The 4,056-nt window shown below is 54.4% G+C and carries 4 protein-coding genes; all 4 read left to right on the forward strand.

From position 1 onward, the window contains the following. Positions 1–96: 96 nt before the first annotated feature. The 4 genes from ACI4N7_RS09930 (at position 97) to ACI4N7_RS09945 (ending at position 3,868) form a co-directional block, all read left to right on the forward strand. Positions 97–1,356 (forward strand): GNAT family N-acetyltransferase, encoded by a 1,260-nt coding sequence (locus ACI4N7_RS09930; protein ID WP_439733203.1) that lies wholly within the window; start codon positions 97–99, stop codon positions 1,354–1,356. Then, the gene (locus ACI4N7_RS09935) at positions 1,343–1,627 is read left to right on the forward strand and encodes a GIY-YIG nuclease family protein (protein ID WP_439733204.1); all 285 of its coding nucleotides are present in this window, start codon (positions 1,343–1,345) and stop codon (positions 1,625–1,627) included. Before ACI4N7_RS09930 ends, ACI4N7_RS09935 begins: the two co-directional genes overlap by 14 nt. After that, complete coding sequence (locus ACI4N7_RS09940; RefSeq protein WP_439733205.1) at positions 1,624–2,250, forward strand: DUF2232 domain-containing protein; 627 nt, start codon at positions 1,624–1,626, stop codon at positions 2,248–2,250. Before ACI4N7_RS09935 ends, ACI4N7_RS09940 begins: the two co-directional genes overlap by 4 nt. 460 nt (positions 2,251–2,710) lie before the next feature. Next, complete coding sequence (locus tag ACI4N7_RS09945) at positions 2,711–3,868, forward strand: ABC transporter substrate-binding protein (protein ID WP_439733206.1); 1,158 nt, start codon at positions 2,711–2,713, stop codon at positions 3,866–3,868. The last annotated feature ends 188 nt before the right edge of the window (positions 3,869–4,056 follow it).

Here is a 4,056-nt window from a genome sequence, read left to right on the forward strand (position 1 = left end):
AGCAACTAGCAACTAGATACCAGATACCAGCCACTAACCCACTACTCCACCAACCCACTATTTCACCAATCCATTCATTACACTAAGGAGGTATCCATGAAAATCAGAAAAGCCTCTGCTTTAGATACGGAAGAAGTGAAGGCCCTGTGGGCCTACTGTTTTGAAAAGCCTTCGGATCCTTTTTTCCAGTGGTATTTCAGGGAGCTTTATACGCCGGAGACGGTGCTTCTTGGAGAGGAAAAGGGGCAGACGGCCTGTGATCTTCACCGGCGGCCCTACCGGCTGTCTGTGAGGGGGCAGGTGTTTGACACCGATTATATTGTAGGCGTGGCTACGCATCCTGCTGCCCGGGGACGGGGGTACGGATCGGAGCTGCTTCGGAGCGCCTTCCACATGGCGGCCCGGGAGGGGAAGCCCTTTGTGACGCTCATGCCTTCGGCCGCTTCTTTCTATCTGCCCATGGGGTTTGGTTTCTTCGTTCACCAGTGGGAGCGGAAAACGTCGCCGGAGCATCTGGCGCCGCTGGGCAGGAAACCGGTTTCCTGCCGTATTCTCTCCGGGGAGGAGGGCTGGCAGGATCTGGCGGCGGTGTATGATGCCTATACGGCGGAAAGAAACGGCTTTACGATCCGGGATGAGTCGTCCTGGCGGTCCCATATCCGGGGGCAGCTTCTGGAAGGGTACATTGCTTTGGTGTATGATGAGAAGGGGCCGTCGGGGTATCTGTTTTACAGTCTCGATGACCGCCGCATGATTGTGACGGAAATGGCCTTTGCCCGTGAATCGGGACGAAGGGGGCTCTATGCCTTTATGGCAGGTCACCGGGGTTCCATTGATGAGTGCATCTGGTATGAGCCGCTGGACGATATGTCCTTCCGGTACTGGGAGGACGGGGCGGAGCATACCTATATCCGAAACCGCTCCTTCCCCTATATGATGGCCCGTCTGACGGATCCGGTCACTGCATTTGACGGGATTTCCTGTTCCGGAGCGGCAAAGGGTTCCCTGGCTTTCCAGCTGGTGGATGCTTTCCTTCCGGAAAACAGCGGCATTTATGTGTTCCGGGTGGAAGAGGGAAAGATCAGCGCATTGAAGGAGGATGTCTTCTACAGCCTGAAGTGCCATATCGAGGACATATCCGGTGTCCGGCTGGGGCCGGATATTCCGGAGCCTTCTTTCTGCATCAATGCAGGCAGTCTGGCGGAGCTTTTCATGGGAGCGGCGGATCTGCCGGATCTCTCCCGGCTGGAGAAAATCAGGTGGCTCACAGAGGACCGGGCCGAAAGGGACCGGGTGCTGTCTCTGGCGAAGGCCATGCTGCCGAAGGAGAACAACTGGATGAATGAGTGGTTCTGAGGAAAGACAGTATTTTACCTACATGGTCCGGTGTGCTGACGGCACGCTGTATACCGGATTCACCGTGGATGATCTGGAAAAACGGATCCGCACCCACAACAGCGGGAAGGGAGCCCGCTACACCAGAAGCCGCCTGCCGGTGGAGCTGGTGTGGTACCGCCGGTTTTCTACAGAGCATGAGGCCCGTTCCCTGGAGTGGCATATGAAACGAAAGACAAGGAAGGAAAAAGAAGCCCTGGCTGCTTCTTTTGGAAAGGACAAGGAACAGTGAATTCTTCTGTACAAAAAACGAAATATCTGACGGAAGCAGCGGCGGCAGCAGCCATTGCGGCACTGCTGGTCCTCCTGAAGCTCCTGGCGCCCTTTTTCGTGTTTATCACCATGCTGACTGCGGCGGTGCCCATTGCGGTCATCTGCAGCTTTCATGGCATGAAGTGGGGGCTGGGGACCAGCCTGGCGGAAATTTTCCTGGTGAATATCATCGGCGGGCCGGAAATCGGCTTTACCACCGCTTTCTATGCGGCCGCCCTGGGGCTGGCCATGGGATATGGATTTCATCATCATCTGTCCTTTGCCCGGACCCTGCATCTCACGGCACTGGCCTATGTGGTGGAAATGTCCTATAAAATCGCCGTATCCATTTATGTGCTGGGCATTGCGGACGCTCTCACCAGCGCCATCGACCGTTTTGTTTCCATGATCCAGTGGCTGTGGAAGCCGCTGTCCTACCTGTTTCATCTGGATCCTGATCCGGGAAAGGCGGTATTTACCACCTCCGGCATGGTGATGCTGGGCCTGGTTTTCATCCTGAATGCATACTGCTATGCATATCTGAACCAGGAAATCGGCCGGGAGATTCTGAAGCGGATGAAGGCAGGGCGGCGGGAGTCCTGAAATAGATATTCCATAAAATCATACAAGGCTCTATTTATACGGAATATAAATAGAAAAGAAAAACAGTTGACAGCCTTTTCAAAAACCTGTAATATCTATTTCAACTTACGAAGCACTGTGAGGAACAGGAAAAAGTCTGATGAGGGCCATGGCAGAGAGCCGGCGGATGGTGCAAGCCGGTATGGGACATGAGACGAACTCTCCTGGGAGCACCGGAACGAAGAAAGTAGTGAAGGCGGCAGTCCCCGTTACGGACAAGAAAGAAAGTACAATGCAGGGTGGTACCGCATCAGTTGCCCCTGTCCCGGAATGGGACAGGGGCTTTTTGTATCCGGACTCCCGCAGGCTTTCTGAAGAGATAAATCAGGGTGGTACCGCGGCGACCCCGCCCCTGGTGGAATGATTCGTTCCATCAGGGGCTTTTTTGATGGAGCAGGATAGGAAAAGAGGAGGAAAAAACATGAGAAATTTCAAGAAGGCAGTAAAAATGGCAGGTATCTGCTCCATGGCAGCGTTGATGATGGCCGGTATGGCAGGATGCGGAGGCAGGACGGGAAATGCCGTTTCCTCAGGCTCCAAAGAGGCGGCCAGAATCGGATTTACCGCCGCCCTCACCGGCGGTGCGGCAGCTTACGGGAAATCGGAAGAAGAAGGGGTGCGCCTGGCGGTGGAGGAAATCAACGGGAAAGGCGATTTCCCCATTGACCTCATGATAGATGATACCAAGGCTGTACCGGCGGAAGCCATGAATGCCACCAAAAAGCAGATCCAGGACAAGGCATCCATCCTCATCGGCCCCATGACCTCCAACGAAGCGAAGGCAGCGGGCCCCATCATCCAGAATGCCAAAGTGCCTTCTCTGGAAATTTCCGTCACCGCGGAAAACATCACGGACATGGGAGACTGCATTTTCCGGAATTCCGTGCCGGAATCGAAGAATATTCCCCAGACCGTGACCAAGACCCACCGCATCCTGGGGTATAAAACTGCGGCCATCATGTATGCCCATGATAACGAACAGCACGTTACTGCCCAGAAATATTTCAAAAAAACCATGGAGGAGGAAGGGGTAGAGGTGATCGACGTGGAAACCTTCGGCAGCAAGGATAACGAATTTTCCGCCCAGCTCACCAATATCCAGACAAAGAACCCTGATGTCATTGTGGTGTGCAGCTACTACCAGGAAGGCTCCCGGATTCTGAAGAAAATGCGGGAAATGGGAATGAACCAGCCGGTGCTGGGAGACAACGGCTTCGTTTCCCCGGAGCTGGGAAATATGGCAGGCAGTGCGGCGGATCACGTATACGTCTCCTCCATGTGGTCTGCGGAGAGAAAGGATGAAAAGGTCAGAAATTTTGTGGAGGCCTATACAAAGAAATATGGCCACGCACCGGACCAGTTTGCCGCCAGCGCCTATGACGGCGTATACATGGCCGTGGATGCCATGAAACGGGCCGGCACAGTAAAGGACCACAAGAAAATCCGGGACGCCCTGGCAGACATGAAGGATTTCAAAGGCGTCTGCGGCACCTTCAGCTTTGACGACAAGAGAGATCCTGTAGTGGACCTGGTCCTCATGGAAATGAAGGACGGGAAATACAGTATGGTGGAAATGTGAGGCTGGTGGCTAGTTGCTGGTTTCTTGTTTCCAGTTACAAGCTCCCAATCCCGATCTCAATCCCGACCCTGGTCCCGCTGCAGGCGTCAGCCGTCATTTCGAGCGGAGACGGTCAGCCGCCAATAGGAAGGCCTCTTATTGGGCAGGCTAGAGGCCAACTTCGGCTGACTTGGAGACTCTATGCAGAG

The organism is Dialister sp. (genome assembly GCF_051885895.1).
Taxonomy (GTDB): Bacteria; Bacillota; Negativicutes; order Veillonellales; family Dialisteraceae; genus Dialister.